Source organism: Nocardia rhamnosiphila NBRC 108938 (assembly GCF_000720425.1).
Taxonomy (GTDB): domain Bacteria; phylum Actinomycetota; class Actinomycetes; order Mycobacteriales; family Mycobacteriaceae; genus Nocardia; species Nocardia rhamnosiphila.
The window spans coordinates 524,889-542,250 of sequence record NZ_JOAJ01000001.1; the positions used below are offsets into that span (position 1 = coordinate 524,889).

Here is a 17,362-nt window from a genome sequence, read left to right on the forward strand (position 1 = left end):
GGGCCCGGTTGCTGGTCGGTGCCCTGTTGCGGGAATGGCGGCACCGGCGACGGCCGAGCCAACCGGATCCGGCGTCGGCGGGTACCCCGGCCCGGCATCGGCCGAACTGTGGCCGACCCGCGGTGGTATCGGGCCGGAGCCGAGCCGGTAGGCAGGCGGTGCGGATGGCATCGGGCGCCGGCTGGGTAGTTTGATCTCATGACAGAGCGGTTGGTGGTCGTCGGCGGGGACGCGACCGGAATGTCGGCGGCCGCCCAGGCCCGGCGTCACCGGGACGTATCGGACCTCGAGATCGTGGTGTTCGAACGCGGGCACTTCACCTCGTACTCCGCCTGCGGTATCCCGTACTGGGTGGGCGGGCATGTGCGGGAGCGTGATCACCTCATCGCCCGGACGCCCGAGGAGCATCGGGCGCGCGGTATCGATGTACGCCTGCGCCACGAAGTCGTCGAACTCGATGTGGCCGGGGGCCGGCTGCGCAGCAGGGAACTGGCCACCGGTACCGAGACGTGGACCGGGTACGACCACCTCGTCCTGGCCACCGGGGCGCGTCCGATCCGCCCGGCACTGCCCGGAATCGACGCGCCCGGAGTCCACGGCGTACAGACCCTGGACGACGGCGAGTCGCTGATCGCGGCATTGGCCGCCGGTACCGGCCGGCGGGCGGTGGTGGTCGGGGCCGGATACATCGGGGTCGAGATGGCCGAGGCCTTGATCCGGCGCGGTTACGAGGTCACCATCGTGCACAGCGGCGCCCAGCCGATGTCCACCCTGGACCCGGATATGGGTGTGCTGGTCCGCGAGGCCCTGCAGGGCCTGGACGTGAAGGTGGTCGGGGACAGCGAGGTCACCGAGATCCGGACCGGGGACGACGGCCGCGTCCGGTCGGTGTTCGCCGCCGGGCGCGAACACCCGGCGGATGTGGTGGTTCTCGGGATCGGGGTGGTGCCCGAAACGACCCTGGCCGCCGCGGCCGGGCTACCGACCGGAAACCACGGCGGGCTGCTCACCGATTCGGCCATGCGCGTGACAGGGTATGACAACATCTGGGCCGGCGGGGATTGTGTCGAGGTACTGGACCTGGTCTCGGGTATGCGCAGGCATATCGCGCTGGGCACACACGCGAACAAGCACGGTCAGATCATCGGCGCCAATATCGGTGGCGGGTATGCGACCTTCCCCGGTGTCGTCGGCACCGCCGTCAGCAAGGTCTGCGACCTCGAGGTGGCGCGAACGGGCCTGCGGGAGAAAGATGCTCGCGCGGTGGGTCTGCAGTACGTCACCGCGACCATCGAATCCACCAGCCGCGCCGGATATCTACCGGACGCGCCCGTGATGACGGTGAAGATGCTGGCGGAAAGACTCAGCGGCCGCCTGCTGGGGGTGCAGATCGTGGGCCGGGAGGGCGCGGGCAAACGGGTCGATATCGCGGCCGTGGCGCTGACCGCGGGAATGACGGTGGCGCAGATGACCACACTCGATCTCGGCTACGCGCCACCTTTCTCGCCGGTATGGGATCCGGTGCTGGTGGCGGCGCGCAAAGCGGTGCGAGCGGTGCGGGAGCGCGGGTGAACTCACTCATCGGCGTACCGCGTACTATCGTCGATCGTCAGTACGGAACGGGTCGAACGAAGGGGGTCGGTGTGCGGACCCGAGATATCCGGTTCGTCCGGATCGGCGAGCACCGGAAACTACTCATGAATGTGGCGGCCGGATGAACCCTGACGCGAACGCCGGCGGCACCGACCCGGCGGATATTCTCGACGCGGTGACCGAGCCGGTACCGCGAGTGCGGGAAACATTCGATACCCGTCGCCGTGCCGCCGCCGCGGAAGCGACCGTGCCGCGGCAGTCGCTGGGCTCGGGCGTCCACCGGGTCGCCCTGCCGGACGACGAACTCGCCGAAGTGGTGTGCGTGAACTGCGGGACACAGAGCCGGGGCCCGCGCTGTCCCACCTGTGAGCATCCGCACCGCGTCCAGGACCGGTTCGAGGCCGATCTGGGTGTCGCCGGTCTGGTGACCGATCGCGGAATCCTGCACGCGCGCAACGAGGATGCCGTGGCCGCCGCGGTGGTACCGGACGAGAACGGGGAGCCGGGGACTATCGTGCTGGTGGTCTGCGACGGAGTCTCCTCCTCGCCCGATCCGCAGGCCGCCTCGGGCACTGCCGTGCGCACCGGGGTCGATGCGTGTGTGGCGGCGCTGGCCGGTGATCGTACGGCCGAGGAGGCCACCGCCGCGGGGATGGCGGCGGCCTCGGAAGCGGTGCGCAATCTGGTCGGTCCCGACGGTGACGCGCCGTCGTGCACCTATGTCTCGGCGATCGTGCGCACCGAGACCGGGGGGCGTATCTCGATCACCGTCTCGAATATCGGCGACAGCCGTGCCTACTGGCTGGCGGCGGGCGAGCCCACGGCCCAGCAACCGGCCCGGCCGGGCCATCCGGAGCCGCTGGCCGGGGCGCAGAAGCTCACCCTGGACGATTCGTGGGCACAGACGCTGGTGGAGGCCGGCGCCATGGACGAGAAAGCCGCCATGGCCGATCCCCGGGCGCATACCCTGATGCGCTGGCTGGGGGCCGACGCCGGTCAGCAGCCGTGGTCCGCGGACAGTATCCGTACCTATTACGTGGATACACCCGGATCGCTCCTGCTGTGTACCGACGGGCTGTGGAACTATCTGCCCGGCGCGGCCGATCTGGCGCGGCGGGTGCTCGGCGTGCCGATCGTGGAGGGCGCGCGGGCGCTCGTGGATTACGCCGTCGTCTGTGGTGGCAGCGATAACATCACAGTCGCGCTGACCCCGATTCCCGCCGCCGGCTGATCCGATAGCCGGCCCCGGCAAATCCTGGGCAACGTGGTGAATCGGTCGCTGCGGCGGCGGCTCCGGGTGGGGGACGGGGCGGCGGACACGGCGGACATCTCGGTGTCCGCTGTGTTTGCAAGAGTGCGAAGTCGGGTACAAGACGGGAAAGCCGGTGCGGCTACCGAGGTCGCGCCGGGAGAGCACGTACGCACCTACCGCAAGGAGGTTCGTCATGAAGGGTGGCCTGTCCGCCGCTCCCGGAACAACCATGGTCACCACGAATCATGAGGTCATCCGCCAGTGGGCCCAGCGGCGCGGTGCAAACCCGGCGACGACGCCCGGCAGTCAGTACGACGGCGAGGTGGGCGTCCTGCGGTTGGATTTCCCGCACTACGGCGGTGCGGTACTGCAGCCGGTCAGCTGGGCGGACTGGTTCGCAACCTTCGACGCCCGGAAACTGAACTTCCGGTACCAGGAGATGCGTCCGGACGGCACGCCCAGCAATTTCTTCCGCTTGGAACGCGCCGGCGATATCTGAACGTGAGGCATTTCACTCTGGGGGTTTACCCGGCGGGCATTCTGGCTATCCGTATAACCGAAAGGTTGCTCGAGTAAGCTGAGTAGCGGGCTGTCGCGTCGGTACGGGGATGCGAAACCCGCGCCGCGGCACGCCACGTGTGTCTGCAAGGGATTGAAATATTGAGCGCGAACCTGATGATCGTGGAAGACGGCGAGCGGGTCCGGGGTGTTGTGCGCCCGGCCGTGGAGGACGAGGGCTACGACGTCGCGGTGGCCGAGGAAGCCGAGGCCGCGCTCACCCCTCTGTGTGCGATCGGCGTCGTCCCCGACGCGACGATCGCCGATCGCAGGCCCGACGGCAGAGCGGAGTGGGATCTCTCCGACCTGCGAACCGTGGCCGCCATTCCCGGTCCCGGTCACCGGCTGGGCGTCCAGCGCTAGCTCATGGGCAGCGCGATGGGCGCGACTCGTATCGGACTCGATACGAGTGGATGGACGCCGCGCACCCGGATGGACGCCGCTGTCGTATTGCCCTCTGCCCCGGCGACGGCCGCCCGCGCTCGCGTCCGCCGGGAACAACGACTCTCCAGTGACGTCCGTCACGAACTCCCTACCCCCCTGAACGCGTCGGCCAGTGCTGTGGATCTACTGGACCGGCGGCGCGAGGACGGATCGCGGCGGGTGCGCCCGGTATCGCACCGGGTGACCGCGGCGGCCACCGACTCGGGCCGGTTGTACGCCGATTCGCCGGTATCCGGCGGGGCGGTGACCGTACCCGCGAGCCGCCGTTGCGTCCGTCCCGGCACGGGTCGCGGCCCGTCTCCGGCCGCCGGAACAGCGGCGGCTGCATGCCCCGGCCGGGTGGAATGTGAGGAGCGCCCCGCCGAATCGGGCGTTTCGTTCTCCGAATTCGGGTTATTCAACGAAAGGGGCCACTTAACACGCCTGTAACACGACCGTAAAGAGCTCGACCAGTCGCTTCGGAGTTGATTCGTGAGCCTGGGAAAGTACTGCACGCAGACATCGGAGTTGTATGTCTTTACAAACTGAGTCCACGCAGACCGCCGGCAACGCCGGCAACGGCTCGGCCAATTCGTCCGCCGCCACCGATGCGGAGCCCGCCAGTACCGGCGTGGTCCTGCGGGCACCGCGGATCACCGACGCCGCGCGACTGTGGCAGATCGCCGACGAGTCGCAAGTATTGGATGTCAATTCGAGCTACGCCTACCTGCTGTGGTGTCGCGATTTCGCCGCCAGTTCGGTAGTCGTCGAGAGCGAAGGCCGAGTCGTCGGATTCGTGACCGGCTATGTGAGACCCGAAGCGCCCGGCACCCTGTTCGTCTGGCAGGTCGCCGTGGACGCCGACCAGCGTGGCCGTGGCCTGGGGGTCGCCATGCTGGACTGGCTGGTATCCACCGTCACCGCGCCCGGTCACCCGACCGGCGGCGCCGTCGAGGCGCTGGAGACCACCGTTTCCCCCGACAATCCCGCCTCGATCGCCATGTTCGCGTCGCTGGCCCGCCGCCGTGGCGCCGAAATGGTGCGCAGCGAGCTGTTCGAACCGGAAGTTTTTCCGGACAGCCATGCCGCCGAGGACCTGTACCACATTTCCCCGATCGCCCGTAAAACCGAAAGGGAACACTCATGATTGCCGCCGAAACGACGATCTTCGACGAAATCGAATCGAATGTCCGAGGTTACTGCCGTTCCTGGCCGACGGTCTTCGAGACCGCGCAGGGCGCATGGCTGCGCGATGAGTCCGGTAAAGATTTTCTCGACTTCTTCGCGGGGGCGGGCGCGCTCAACTACGGGCACAACAACCCGGTGCTGAAATCGGCGCTGATCGACTACATCGCCGGTGACGGAATTACGCACGGCCTGGATATGTCTACAGTTGCCAAGCGCAAACTACTGGAGACCGTCCGTGACACCCTGCTGGTGCCCCGCGGCCTGGACTACAAGGTGCAGTTTCCCGGACCGACCGGCGCGAACGCGGTCGAGGCCGCACTCAAACTCGCCCGTAAGGTGACCGGCCGGCAGACCATCATGAGCTTCACCAACGCCTTCCACGGGATGACGCTGGGCGCACTGTCGGTGACCGGTAACGCCATGAAGCGGGCAGGCGCCGGCGTCCCGCTCAACCACGCCACCCCGATGCCGTACGACGGTTACTTCGACGGCGCCACCGCCGATTTCCTGTGGATGGAACGGGTGCTCGACGATTCGTCCTCCGGTATGGATCGTCCGGCCGCCGTCATCGTGGAGACCGTGCAGGGCGAGGGTGGGGTGAACCTGGCGCGCGACGAATGGCTACGGCACCTGGCCTCGTTGTGCTCCGCCCGTGGCATCCTGCTCATCGTCGACGACGTCCAGATGGGTTGCGGCCGGACCGGCCCGTTCTTCTCCTTCGAATCGGCCGGTATCACCCCCGATATCGTGACGCTGTCCAAGTCTGTCGGCGGTTACGGCCTGCCGATGGCGCTGGTGCTGTTCAAGCCGGAGCACGATGTGTGGTCACCCGGGGAGCACAACGGCACCTTCCGCGGTAACAATCCGTCTTTCACCACCGCGCAGGTGGCGCTCGAGCACTTCTGGTCCGATGATGTACTGGAGAAGTCCACCCTCGCCAAGGGCAAGCGGGTGGCCACGGCGCTCGAGGAGATCGCCGGGGCCGTTCCCGGGGTGTCCACTCGGGGCCGTGGCCTGGTGCACGGGCTGGTCTTCGACGACGCCTCGCAGGCCGGAAAGGTCTGCCAGGTCGCTTTCGAGCGTGGCCTGCTGGCCGAGACCTCGGGTGCGTCCGATGAAGTCGTCAAACTGCTCCCGCCGCTGACGATCGCCGACGACGAACTCGACCAGGGCCTGCACATTCTGAGCGACTCCGTCGAAACCGTTTGCAGCTGAAAGGAAAAATCTACCGATGATCGTGCGCACCACCGAGGAGATCACCGGCACCCACCGCGATGTCGGCGCCGAGAACTGGCGGAGCAAGCGGATCGTGCTGGGCGGTGATGGAGTCGGATTCTCGTTTCACGAGACGACCATCGAAGCCGGTACCTCTCACGTCTTCCACTATCAGAACCATGTGGAAGCGGTCTGGCTGGTCGAGGGTGAAGGCACCCTCCACGACCTGACCAACGACCGCACCTACGACCTCGCCCCGGGCACCATGTACCTGCTCAACGGGCACGAGAAGCACGAGGTGCGGACCCGGACACGGATGCGGATGCTGTGCGTGTTCAATCCTCCTGTCACGGGGCAGGAGGTGCACGACGAGAACGGCGTTTATCCGTTGATCGCCGTTCCGGCCGACTGAGAGGAAGGACGAACGACGTTGGTAGACAATCGGATCGATCGCTATCCGACCAGGACCGCCGAGCGTCTGCCGCTGCAGGAGCGGCACGACGCGACTGTGTGGGGCCGGATCGGCAACGCGGAGCTGGCTGCGTTCGATACCGACGGTTTCGCGATCATGGATCGCTTGCTGACCCCCGAGGAGGTGGCCGAGTACGCCGCCGAGATCGACCGGCTGGCAAGCGATCCGGATCTGCGGGGTGACGACCGGCTCATCGTGGAGAAATCGTCGCAGCAGGTGCGCTCGGTATTCGAGGTGCACAAACTGAGTCCGGCGGTGGCGGAGCTGGTGCGGGAGGCGCGGGTCGTGGACCTGGCCCGGCAGGTACTGGGATCGGATGTGTACATCCACCAGAGCCGGGTCAACTATCTGCCCGGCTTCGGCACCGGTTTCTATTGGCATTCCGATTTCGAGACCTGGCACGCCGAGGACGGCATGCCCTCGCCTCGAGCGGTGAGCCTGTCCATCGCGTTGACCGACAACTACCCGTACAACGGCAGCCTGATGGTGATGCCGGGGTCGCACCGGACATTCGTGCCCTGCCAGGGCGCGACGCCGGCGGACAACTATCGGGAGTCGTTGCGTGAGCAGGAGACCGGAGTGCCGACCACGGCCGATATCACCGACCTGGCCCATAAGTACGGGATAACCCAGTTCACCGGTGCGGCCGGTTCGGCGCTGCTGTTCGACTCGAACATCATGCACGCGTCGGGCAACAACATCACGCCGTTCCCGCGGTCGAATATCTTCCTGGTGTTCAACAGTGTCGAGAACACGCTGGAGGAACCGTTCGCCGCACCGGCCCGGCGGCCGGCGTATATCGCCGATCGCGAGTTCACGCCGGTGTAGACGGGACAGTTGCCCAGGGCGACGGGGACGAATCCACTCGGGTTCGTCCCCGTCGTCGTGTCCGGGTCAGTGGCGCGCGATACCCCGGCCGGGATCGCGCGTTGCGTGCAGCCGTCGATAGAGGGTGAGCCACGCGTCCGGCGGCACCAGGCCCACCGGCGCGTCGGCCGGTATCGCGGCGGCGGCACACGCCGCGGCGACCACGCGGGCGGGGTGGACGCGACGTAACGAGGCGGCGAGCGACCCGCCGACGCCGGTGAAACCGAGTTCGACCAGGCGCCGGTACTGCGCCTGGGACGCGGGAGGCAAGAGCGGAGTGGGACGGCGTGCGATGTGCAGCACCGCCCCGTCCACCCGCGGCACCGGGAAGAACTCCCGGCGGTCGATCCGCTCGCCCAGTGTCGGTTCCGACTCCGGCCAGTGGGTGACGGTCAATTTGGTCCATCGGCCGTAGTCGCCGCTGTGCTTGCGTGCGAATTCGTATTGGGTGAGCAGTGTCGCGGAGGTGAGCCGCGGCGCGGCCAGGCACCAGCGCACGATATCGGTGCTCACCGCGAACGGGATGTTGGCAACCACGGCGAACGGTTCGCGCGGCGCGACGACCGAGCGGAAATCCTGGTTCAGCACTCGGATACGGCGGTCACCGCAGTACCGGACGGCGAGCCGGCGGGCATAGTGCGGGTCCTTCTCGTAGGCCACCACCCGGGCCGCGGCGGGGAGTAGATGGCGGGTGAGCATACCGTCACCGGGACCGATCTCGAGGACGAGATCGTCGCGGCCGATACCGGAGGCCCGCACGATACGGCGAGCGACCCGGGGGTCGGTGAGAAAATTCTGGGAGAGCCGCTTGCGGGTCGCGGACGTGCGGGCACGCGGACCCTGGGCAGGGCGGGACATGGGATCCTCCGAAGAGTGGGCCGAATCGTCAGACGCTGATTCGCCCGGACCCATGCCGGGGCAGAAGGCGGCGCGCAGTGGCGCCGAACGATCGCGACGGCGCCGGTTCGAGTGAACCGGCGCCGCCTACCGCCGAGTGGTCCCGCGATGGGGACTGCCCGGATCGGTCAGCGGAGTGTGGGGTGCACCGGCAGAGTCCGAGCTGCCGTGCGCTGCCGGATGTAATGCGCGCCGACCGCGCACACTCCGTTGCTGCCCAAAGATCCCATGGGGCCATACCCTAGGCAGGCCCGGCGGACCGGTCCACCGAATTTCCGGTATCGCCGCCGCCGGGCCCGCAGGCTCATCGCCGCGAGAGATCAGGCGGTTCCCGCGCCCTGGGGGCACGGTATGTCATGCCGCCGGTCCGGCAGGGCGCCCAGATCCGCGAGTCCGGGCTCGACCGGGCCCGCCGCGCCGGTCGTCGCCGCGGCATCCGCACCGGCGCGGAAGCTACGGCTCAGTCGCCGGTAGTGCCGGCTGCCCAGCGCGTAGCCGGTGAAGAGCAGGCCGAGCAGACCCAGCAGGACGAAGACCAGTGCCATTCCGCGGGCCTCACCGGTGCCGAACCAGCCGCCGATCGAGCGGGCGCCCGGTCCGGTGGTCATGAACGGGATGAAGAAGAACTGGGCCAGCGGGCTGACGAGGAACGCGGTGAGCGGCGAGGCGGCCTGTTCGACGCTCTGCGCGAAGCCGAAGACTCGGCCCTGGCGCTGATAGGGCACAACCTTCTGCAGCACGGTTTGCTCGGCCGCCTCCGCGAACGGCATGAGCACCATGAACACGGCCATTCCGCCGATCAGCAGCAGAACGGAATCCTGGATCGGGAAGATCAGCATGACCGCCCACAGGGCCAGATTGACGAGCAGGATCAACCGCACCGGGTTCGACGACGTCCCGGTGCGGGCCACCAGCAGCCCGCCGACGATCATCACCGCGCTGAGTGCTCCCCAGATGGCCCCCCACGCCTGGACCGACATCATCGACAGCGCGTACGGGTCCATCAGGGCCATGAGCCCGCCGAACAGCAGGTTGTTCAACGCCGAGAACACGATCAGCGGGACCATACCGGGGATCCCGCGGATGACTCGGACGGTCCCGCGCAGATCGACCCGTTGCGGTTCGCCCGCGGCGGCGGCGTGGGCCAGCGATTCCGGCAGTATCAATCCGCGCAGGTGCACCACCGCGATGGTGAGCACGACAACGGCCAGTACCAGCACGCCCAGCATGCCGTTCCAGCCGACCAGCAGCGCACTCGCCACCGAGGTGACCAGGTGGGAGATACCGGTCGTCGTCCCGACCAGCCCGTTGGCCCGATCCCGGTGGCGTTCGTCGAACATGGCGGTGACCACGGTGGGCAGCGCGATCGTGCGCAGACTACCGGCGATCACCCCGCTCATCGCGAGAACCACGAAGACCCACAGCCGGACACTCGCCGGATCACGCCATTCCTCGGCCGGGGTGATCGAATAGTAGACCAGCGCGACGGCGTAGATTCCCAGCGAGACGAGCGCGGACACCTGCATGACGCTCTTCTTGCGGTGGTGGTCGACGATGCTGCCGAACCACACCCCGGTGCCGGCCATGGCGACCAGGAAGATGCCGGCGATCATTCCGGTGGCGAAGACCGATCGGGTCTCCAGGTACACGAAGAACGTGATGCCGAACCAGACGGTGAAGTTGATGAACGACACCAGCAGCACGTTCACCAGCAGTTGCGTGAAGGTTCGCACGATGGGGTCGCCGAAATCGAGACGGGCCGCGGGCTCGGCGGCGGAGCGCCGGGTGGATTCCATAGTCATGTACTCAACAACCTCGACATTGGTTCAGGTCAAGGGGTGACCTGCTGGAAGTATCACCACCTCTGACCGCCGCCGCCATCGAAAATGATCGGTGTCCGTGGAAATGCCCGCTCGGTGTCGCTCACCGGCGCGCGGTAGGCACCGCGAAGGAGTCGGTGATCTGGGCGGCATTGGCGAGGACCTCTTCGGCGACGGCCTGGGTCCGCCACATCCGCGCCTCGGGGACGGCGCCGCGTTGCTCGAGCAGGTCGGCGAGGCAGGCCATGGACCGGATATGCCGACGCCCCGCCGCGACCCGCCACCAGCGTTGCGCGGCATCGAATTCGTCGTGCCGGTAATAGAGTGCGCCCAAATCGTAGGCGGCACCCAGATGTCCGGCGTCGGCGGCTTCGGCCCACCACCGCGCGGCCTGCTCGTCGTCTCCCGCCGCGCACCGGGCCGCGCCCAGATCGTAGAGCCGGTCCGGGCTGCCGGTGGCGGCTGCGCTCTCGTCGGCCGGAAACGGGGCGAGTGAACCGTCGGCGATGGTATCGGCCGCCGAGGATTCGTCATCGGTGGCCATCGGGTCGTCCTCCGGGATGCCGTGGGCGGCTCGCGACGTGGTGAAATAGGCGGTGGTCAGGGGGAATACGGACGGTTCGCCGCCGGCGCGCGACTCCCGGACCGGTTCCGGGCCGTAATCCGGCAGGTCCGCCCCACTGATCACCGGGACCAGGCCGGTCTGGTCCGGAGAGTCGGCCCAGCCGTGGGTGGCGGCCGGATCGGCGTCGGTATTGTCCGCGGAGTTCCGCAGATACCACTGTTCGGGGCCGGTGAGCAGCGTGGCCGGGCCGGAAAACGTGAGCGCGGGCAGGGGATCGGGGACCGGTTCGTCGAACAGGGACGAGTAGTCGAAGAATTCCTCGAGGCCGTCCAGGGGTTCGATGAGAATATCGGCACCGCCGACGTCCGGAGAGTGCAGGACCAGATCCGCGAGACTGCACGGGTAGCCTTCCGGTTCGCCGCTGTCCGCGACGGGGCGCCCGGAGCCCGCGGCGCGATGTCCCGGGACGGCGAGGGCCGTGGTCGTACCGACGGCGGTCGGGCGCGGAATCCTTGCCCCGCCGGATGCGTCGCGCGTGGCGGGCACGGATACCGACGGTACGACGCCCGTCCCCGGAGTGAACAGCCGCGGATGCGGATCCAGCGGGGTACTGCGGACCTCGACCACCAGATCCGCGAAATGCGGTGGTCCCTCGCCCATACTGCACCACAGCACGGTGCGGTCGTTATCGGTGCGTTCGACCACGATGCCGTAGTTTCCCGACCAGGACCGCGGTTCCCCGGTGGCATCGGCCCAGACCGGGGTCAGGACGAAGAGCGTACCGGGGGAGTTCGCGGTCAGATCGAAGGTGATCCCCCGTTCCAGGGCGTCGCGCCAGATGTCGACACCGGCCAGCCGGCGACCGTCGATATCGATGTACCCGTCCACCATGGACAGACCGATGCCGACGCCGGTCAGCCCGGCGGGCGGCGTGGCCGACAGCAGGGTGACCGTGAGCGCCGCTGTCGTGGTGGACAACTGCTCGCTGTAGAGCGGGTGGACCGTCGCGCCCTCCCAGTCGATCGGTTCGGCGCTGCGATAGCGGAACGCCAGGGCCGGATCGTCGGTGAGTGGGTCCGCCGGGGCCCCGGTGGCGGTCGGCGTGTCGAGCGTGTCGCCCGTCAGCAACGGTGTGGCATCGAGGCGCATGCGGCGTAGATACCTCGGTAGTTGTCCGGCACGCGGTGCCGAAGCGGGCATATCAGCCTGCGATGGAACAACTCCGGTCGACGACGATACCGGATCGAACATATCCTGCCCCGCCTTTCCCACCGCTCCCGTTGACCCCGCAGCAATGCGGTGGCTATACCGTACTAGCCGGATCCCTCGCGCGGGGGGCGATTTGGTGGGCGACAACACGTTCGCCTGCACGATATCGAATTCTTATTTATGTGTAACCGACGGTTACACATAAATCGAGGAACGCTCGAATTTGGGATGAGTGCCGAGAACCGGCGAACACCGACACTTTACATCAGGCGAAGCTCCATGTCGTCCTACCGCTGTCCGGAGCCTGCCGCGCGACCCGATCCGGCAACGCTCGTCCGATGGTCACCGGGTCGTCATCCGGGCGCCACGGGGTGGTCGGCCGGGTGCGGGATCCATGAAACATGGACACCACACGCAGGCGTTTCCTCGCCGGGGGAGCCGCGGCGTCCCTGCTGCTCGCCGGAACGACGGCGGCGGGCAGCGCGCGGTTCCGGGCGCCCCGGGTCCTGGGTGATCCGTTCACGCTGGGTGTCGCCTCCGGTGATCCCACCCCCGACGGGATGGTCCTGTGGACGCGGCTGGCTCCCGACCCCGGCGCCCCGGACGGGTCGGGTGGGATGGGCCACGCGCCGGTGACCGTCGACTACGAAGTCGCCCACGACGACCGGTTCCGGCAGGTCGTGCACCGCGGTGCCGTCGTCGCCGATCGCGCTCTGGGCCATTCGGTGCATCCGGAGGTCCGCGGCCTCGAACCGGCCCGCTGGTACTACTACCGGTTCCGGGCCGGGCCGGCGATCTCCGCGACCGGCCGTACCCGGACCGCGCCCGCGGCCGGGCGTCCGGTCCCTCGGTTGCGCTTCGCGTTCGCCTCCTGCCAGGCATGGAACGACGGGCACTACACGGCCTACGACCATATGGCCGCGGAAGACCTGGACCTCGTCGTGCACCTCGGCGATTACCTCTACGAATATCCGATCGCGCGCGACCGCCCGGGTACCCCGATCGAGCCCGGGTTGCGCCACGAGCCGCGCGACCTCGCCGGCTATCGAATGCACTACGCCTGGTACAAAGCCGATCCCGCCCTGCGGCGCGCGCATGCCGCGTTCCCGTGGCTGATCACCATGGATGATCACGAACTGGCCGACGACTGGGCGGGCGAGGCGGCACGCGTATCGGTGGATCGCGATCGGCTGGCGCCGATCTTCCGGGCCCGCCGGGCGGCGGCGTTCCAGGCGATGTACGAACATCAGCCGCTGCGCCTGGCGCAGTTGCCCTCCGGCCCGCGGATCCGGATGCACCGGCGCTACCGATTCGGCGATCTGGCCGAGTTCACGATGCTGGACACCCGTCAGTTCCGCCGCGGTGACTCGATTCTCGGAGCGCGCCAACGGGATTGGCTGATAGACAGTTTCGCGAACTCCGCCGCGCGCTGGCAGGTCTTGGGTAATCAGGTGGTGCTCGGTCGTACCGATCACGATGCGGGCCCCGCCGCAATGCTGTCCGCCGACGCCTGGGACGGCTATCCCGCCGAACGTGCCGCCGTGCTGGCCGCCGCCGCGCGGTCGGTGCGCAACCTGGTGGTGATCACCGGCGACCGGCACGAGAACTACGCCGCCGATCTACGGGCCGACCCCGCCGACCCCCGTACCCCGGTGGTGGCGGCGGAATTCACCGGAACCTCGATCACCAGCGGCGGCGACGGTATCGATATCGGCGGACGCGGCACCGAACTGCTCGCGGCCAATCCCGATCTGAAGTTCTGCAACGGGCAGCGCGGTTACGCCCGGGTCGAGGTGGACGCACAGGAATGGCGCACCGACTTCCGGGTGCTGCCCTATGTGAGTCGTCCGGGTGCGCCGATCTCGACCCGCGCCTCCTACGTGGTCGAGGATGCGGTGCCCGGGGTGCGTCCGGTCCGGGACCACCGACCGCTGTCCAGGCCGGCGGCACGGCAGGTGCCGGCCGGCTCAGCGGCCGGTGGGCAGCCGGAGGACGCGCGATGAACAGCGGCCGGCGGGTCAGAGGACGGTCATACCGGGGGTGGGCGGGAAGGTGACCGGGAGGGCGGTGAGCGCACGCTGGAACGGTCCCGGTCGCCAGACCGGTTCGTCCGGGCCGAATTCCGGGCGGAGATCCGGCAGGGCGTCCAGCAACTGGTCGACGGCCTCTTCGGCGAGCAGATAGGTGATGGACCGTGCCTGCTCCGGACAGGCGTGCGCGCCGGCGCCCCAGGCCAGATCCGTGCCGTGACCCGGATGGTGGGCGGCCGCGCGTTCGGGATCGTCGTGGCAGGCCCCCGCACTGATGAGTACCGGCTGATCGGCGGGCAGCCACACATCCTCGATCAGCACCGGCAGCGGGGGATAGACGATGCTGTGATGTGCCAGCGGCGGGTCGGTCGCCAGCACCTCCTCCAGCGCCGCGCGGGTCGGCGGTGCGAAGCCCACCTGGTTGGTCGTGAACCGCGGGTCGAGCAGTATCAGCAGCAGCGTGTTGGCGATGAGATCACGGGTCGGCTCGACCCCCGCCTGATAGACGGCGAGCAGCTGGTCGACCAGTTCGGCGTCCGACAGTTCCGCCGGATGGTCGAGGAGGCGGGTGGCGATGTCGTCACCCGGTTCGGCGCGTTTGGCCGCGACCAGTTCGGCGAGGGCGGCGTCGGCCTCGGCCGCGGCATCCTCGTCGGTGCGCATAGCGAATACGGCGGTGAGCGCCGGCGTCAGCCGGTCGGCGAGCGCGGGCGGGCAACCGACCGATTCGCCGAGCACCCGGAACACCAGCGGTGTGACGTACCGGTCGAGGAGATCGGCGCCGCCGTCGGCGCAGAACTCGTTGATCAGCTCGACCGCGGCCCGCGCGGTCATCGCGCGCAGCGCGTGCGGATCGACACCGGCGAGTGCCGCGACCGTCACCGAACGATAGCGCTCGTGCTCGGTATCGTCGGTGCGCAGCGTATTCGGGCGATGGCGCATCATCGCGACGATGGGCAGGCCCGCGGGCACCTTCTGCTGCCAGGCGCGCGGGTCGGCCGGGAAATGCGTGGGATCGGCAAGAATGCGCAGGGCGGTGCGGTAGCCGAGGACCAGGGTGGCGGGCACCCCGGGCGCGAGGTCCACCGGAGCCAGCGATCCGTGCCGGGCGCGCATCTGCCGGTAGCAACCGTGTGGATCGGCGGCGAACTCGGCGGTGTAGATGGGGATCCGGGACGCGCTGGTCTCGGTGGCGGCATGTCTACCGCGTCTGTGCGCCGGCTGCAGCCGGGTCGGCCCTGTCACTCGAGGTACCCCCTGAGGTCGTGCGCCCGGCACCCGGGCGCGACTGTACTCCGGCCGCAGCGGGTTCCCCTGCTCGAAAGCGCTCGGCCGGTACGCCTTTCGCGTCTGGCGAGAGATGATACCCAGGCCGTTGCGGAAGTCGCATGCGAACCGCCCGGCGTTTCGGCCTCGTCCGCCCGGTCTTGCGCAAGGGCGCAGGCGATCAGTTCTCCCTCGCGTCGACCGGTGTCACCACCCGGCCGATATCGAGTTTCACGATGCGGTCGGCGCAGTCGAAATAGCGGTCGTCATGGGTGATCACCACGACTGTTTTCCCACGCCGTCGTAACCCCTCCAGGATCTCCCGGTAGAAGACCTCACGGAACCGGGGATCCTGGTCGGCCGCCCATTCGTCGAACACATAGATCGGACGGTCCTCGAGCAGTGCGGTCAGCAACGCCAGTCGTTTGCGCTGTCCCTGGGACAGCGCGAGGGTGGACAACCGGCCGTCCCGCACCGCGACCTTGTCGGTGAGCTGCAGTTCCGCCAGATAGCGCCGCACGTCGTCGTCGATATCCGGTCGGTCGAGACCGAGGTAGTTCTCGAAGAGGTGGAAATCGGTGAACACCGCCGCCGAATGTTGCCGGAACCATTCGATGTTGTCGTGGTCCACCGGTTCGCCGTTCACCGTGATGGTGCCGCCCCGCGGTACGTACAACCCCGTGATCAGTTTGGCCAGTGTCGATTTACCGCTGCCGTTGCCGCCGATCACGAAGCTGATCTCACCGGGTTCGAACACCAGGTTCAGCGGGCCGAGCCGGAATCCGGATTCGTCGCCGGTGCCCGCGCCGGGCCGCGCGGGCACCGGGCGGTCGTCGCTGTGGTGATCGATGCGGCGGCGGCCGTCCACATCCGGGGGCGGATGCGGCGGCCCGCCGTGCGGCGCCCGTGGATGCGTATGTGCGGGTCCGGGTCCGGGCGGGAACGGCGGCGGTATCTCACGCCGGTAGGTATAGCTCACGCCGATCAGCTCCAGCCGGGCCGATTGCGATACCGGTCGCTCGTCGAAGGGAAGTTCCTCCTCGTTGTGGGGCGTGTCCATGGACAAGTTCATGGCCCGGACCTTGGCCAGTGCGACATCCCCGCGTAGCAGGTCGGGCAGGCGGTGCATGAAATTCTGCATCGGCATCGACAGGAAGGTGGTCACCAGCACGTAGCCGACCATCACCTCCCGGGGCAGATCCAGCGCGGCGGCCACGGCGAAGAGGATGAGCGCCATGGTCGCCAGTTGCAGCAATTGCCCGAGGTTCTGCGCGACAGCGAATTTCGCGCCCGCGTCGACGTTCTGGGCCCGCAGGGTCGCGGCCGAACCGAGCAGTTCCCGCCGCATGAAATCGCGACGCCGCCCGCGGTGCAGTTTCAGTTCCTTGATGCCCAGGGTCACCGCCTGGAACGAGCGGATGAGCGCGTCCTCGTTCTCGCGGGCCTCCCGGTAGATTCGGCGCACCCGGGTGAGGAACAGTTCGACGCAGGCCACGCCGGCCAGGGTTCCGGCCACCATGATGGCGAACAACGGCCCGGACAGGGTGGCCAGGAAGACGAAACAGCCCACGACGGTGGCGATATCGATACAGATCGCCGGAATGGCGGTGACCGCCAGGGACAGTGCGCGGACGTCCTCGGTGAGTGTGGCGACCAGCCGGTGCATACCGAGCCGCTCCAGATGTTCGAGCGGGGCCGCGACGACGCTCGCGCTCAGATCGGCGCGCAGCCGGTAGATCGCGTCCTGCGCGAGCCGGACCAGCAGCACCTGGGAGAGCAGGCCGCTGACCAGCACGATCAGCACGGTGACCGCGAATCGGCCGAGTGTGGCGGGTGGGCGGTCCCCGGGCGCGACGACACCGTTGATCAGGGTGATCAGATAGGTGTTGGCGGCTCCGCAGATCAGGCCCGCGGCCACCACGGCCACGATCCGGGTCCACGAGATGGAGACGAGGAATTTGACGAGTTGCATGATGTGATCGCTCCTGCGGCGAGGGAGCCCGCTAC

Annotated in this window: 14 protein-coding genes; 9 read left to right on the forward strand and 5 right to left on the reverse strand. The window is 68.3% G+C overall.

Annotated elements, in window-relative coordinates; genetic code table 11:
• The first annotated feature begins 198 nt into the window (after positions 1-198).
• The 8 genes from IG75_RS0102485 to thpD all read left to right on the forward strand — a co-directional run bounded on the left by IG75_RS0102485 (position 199) and on the right by thpD (position 7,529).
• On the forward strand, positions 199-1,572 hold the full coding sequence (locus IG75_RS0102485; RefSeq protein WP_030519481.1) for an FAD-dependent oxidoreductase: 1,374 nt from the start codon (positions 199-201) through the stop codon (positions 1,570-1,572).
• Between the two features lie 142 nt (positions 1,573-1,714).
• The gene (locus tag IG75_RS0102495; RefSeq protein WP_030519482.1) at positions 1,715-2,824 is read left to right on the forward strand and encodes a PP2C family protein-serine/threonine phosphatase; all 1,110 of its coding nucleotides are present in this window, start codon (positions 1,715-1,717) and stop codon (positions 2,822-2,824) included.
• A gap of 214 nt (positions 2,825-3,038) precedes the next feature.
• Positions 3,039-3,344: a hypothetical protein gene (locus IG75_RS0102500; protein WP_051714134.1), complete on the forward strand. Its 306-nt coding sequence runs from the start codon at positions 3,039-3,041 to the stop codon at positions 3,342-3,344.
• Between the two features lie 161 nt (positions 3,345-3,505).
• Complete coding sequence (locus IG75_RS39790) at positions 3,506-3,766, forward strand: hypothetical protein (RefSeq protein WP_174561161.1); 261 nt, start codon at positions 3,506-3,508, stop codon at positions 3,764-3,766.
• Positions 3,767-4,358: 592 nt separating this feature from the next.
• Positions 4,359-4,973 (forward strand): diaminobutyrate acetyltransferase, encoded by a 615-nt coding sequence (ectA, locus tag IG75_RS0102515; RefSeq protein ID WP_030519486.1) that lies wholly within the window; start codon positions 4,359-4,361, stop codon positions 4,971-4,973.
• A complete protein-coding gene (ectB, locus tag IG75_RS0102520; RefSeq protein ID WP_030519487.1) occupies positions 4,970-6,229 on the forward strand; it encodes a diaminobutyrate--2-oxoglutarate transaminase in 1,260 nt (419 codons plus the stop codon). The genes ectA and ectB overlap by 4 nt, the downstream gene beginning before the upstream one ends.
• Before the next feature lie 16 nt (positions 6,230-6,245).
• Entirely contained in the window at positions 6,246-6,641 is a 396-nt protein-coding gene (locus tag IG75_RS0102525; RefSeq protein WP_030519488.1) for an ectoine synthase, read from the forward strand.
• An 18-nt stretch (positions 6,642-6,659) separates the two neighbouring features.
• A complete protein-coding gene (gene thpD, locus IG75_RS0102530; protein ID WP_030519489.1) occupies positions 6,660-7,529 on the forward strand; it encodes an ectoine hydroxylase in 870 nt (289 codons plus the stop codon).
• A gap of 66 nt (positions 7,530-7,595) precedes the next feature.
• Here thpD and erm read toward each other — a convergent pair whose 3' ends face one another.
• The 3 genes from erm to IG75_RS0102545 form a co-directional block, all read right to left on the reverse strand.
• Complete coding sequence (erm, locus tag IG75_RS0102535) at positions 7,596-8,426, reverse strand: 23S ribosomal RNA methyltransferase Erm (RefSeq protein ID WP_051714136.1); 831 nt, start codon at positions 8,424-8,426, stop codon at positions 7,596-7,598.
• 359 nt (positions 8,427-8,785) lie between these two features.
• The gene (locus IG75_RS0102540; RefSeq protein ID WP_081876591.1) at positions 8,786-10,267 is read right to left on the reverse strand and encodes an MFS transporter; all 1,482 of its coding nucleotides are present in this window, start codon (positions 10,265-10,267) and stop codon (positions 8,786-8,788) included.
• Positions 10,268-10,388: 121 nt separating this feature from the next.
• Positions 10,389-11,999, reverse strand: coding sequence for a tetratricopeptide repeat protein (locus IG75_RS0102545; protein ID WP_030519492.1), 1,611 nt, complete (start codon positions 11,997-11,999; stop codon positions 10,389-10,391).
• Positions 12,000-12,460: 461 nt separating this feature from the next.
• Here IG75_RS0102545 and IG75_RS0102550 point away from each other — a divergent pair, with 461 nt between their 5' ends.
• Positions 12,461-14,062, forward strand: a complete 1,602-nt coding sequence (locus IG75_RS0102550; protein ID WP_051714138.1) for an alkaline phosphatase D family protein — start codon at positions 12,461-12,463, stop codon at positions 14,060-14,062.
• A gap of 15 nt (positions 14,063-14,077) precedes the next feature.
• Here IG75_RS0102550 and IG75_RS0102555 read toward each other — a convergent pair whose 3' ends face one another.
• Both IG75_RS0102555 and IG75_RS0102560 read right to left on the reverse strand, forming a co-directional pair.
• Entirely contained in the window at positions 14,078-15,334 is a 1,257-nt protein-coding gene (locus IG75_RS0102555; RefSeq protein ID WP_245713118.1) for a cytochrome P450, read from the reverse strand.
• Between the two features lie 202 nt (positions 15,335-15,536).
• Positions 15,537-17,327 carry an ATP-binding cassette domain-containing protein gene (locus IG75_RS0102560; protein ID WP_030519495.1) on the reverse strand — a complete coding sequence of 597 codons (1,791 nt, stop codon included), beginning with the start codon at positions 17,325-17,327 and terminating at the stop codon, positions 15,537-15,539.
• Positions 17,328-17,362 lie beyond the last annotated feature (35 nt).